At 43.1% G+C, this 1,029-nt stretch carries 1 protein-coding gene; it reads right to left on the bottom strand.

Annotated elements, in window-relative coordinates:
- Positions 1-1,029, bottom strand: a 1,029-nt coding sequence (locus A3761_RS02325; protein ID WP_156491516.1) for a vWA domain-containing protein, incomplete at both ends; no start/stop codon positions are given.

The following is a 1,029-nucleotide window of genomic DNA, read 5'->3' as shown; positions in this document are numbered from 1 at the left end:
AAGGTATTTACAGCAACGCCGGGAGAAACAAACGTGGTACTAATATCTTTGAGGCTTGAGAATATTTGCTTAATTGCACTTTCGAGCTCGGTTGTATCGTTGGCTACAAAGTATTTACCGCCACCACCTGGGTTGTCATCAGTACCCTCGGCTGTTCGTTTGAGCAAATTATCATCGAGTTCAAAGCCAATCGTATAGGTTGTAACGTTTTGTTCGCCATCATATTGACTAGATACATCGTTTTCGTACATGTGGCGGGAAATCTCATCTAGACAGTTGTCAGTGCAGTTGCCCACAGTACTCTCTATAACGTTTCTCGATGCAGTATCGTTACTATCACTTCGGCTAGAGCCAGGGTGAGCGTCATAAGTGGGTTCACCGTCCGTTAATAGGACAATGTTGTTAGGCTGGCATTCATCTGAAATAGGCGATTGGTATTTGCTAGAGTTGCTAGGGCTCTTAGATGAGGCAGAGCTTTGGCTGCCTAAAAATACCGAACCGCCAGAATAGTAACGGTAAGCTTCAAATAGGCTTTCAGCGAGAGGAGTCCAGGTATCCGGGGAAAGGCTGTTTAGATCAGATACAAAAGAAGACCGATTGTCTTCAATATAATCAATTGGAGTCGTAACGCGGCCACCTTGCTTGCCGTAATTATTGGTATTAAAGCTCATTAAGCCAATATTAATACCTGAAGTACTGTTAATCAGGTTGCTGACAACGCTCTTCATGATGCTAATGCGTGATTGAGAAGTCACTTCACGATAGTAGGCATACCAATTAATATAGTTTGAATTAAAGAAATCATAGGTAGTGTAGCTGTTCCAGCTTATTTCGTTGTTGCTAGAACTCGCCCATTTGCTGGAGTTATGTACTGCGTATGTGTTGCCTGTTGTTCCGTTAGCGCCGTGTGCACCTCGATCATCTTTACACTCGATAATATTTGTATTGGAACTACTGCGACGACTGAAAAGATTACGCCAAGCATTTCTGCGGGTATTAAAGCCAGCGACTTTTGCAGCAGTATACTGT

This window comes from Oleiphilus sp. HI0123 (genome assembly GCF_001635315.1).
Note: the sequence above shows the minus strand (reverse complement) of the source record. Positions and strands in the feature narration are given on the sequence as shown.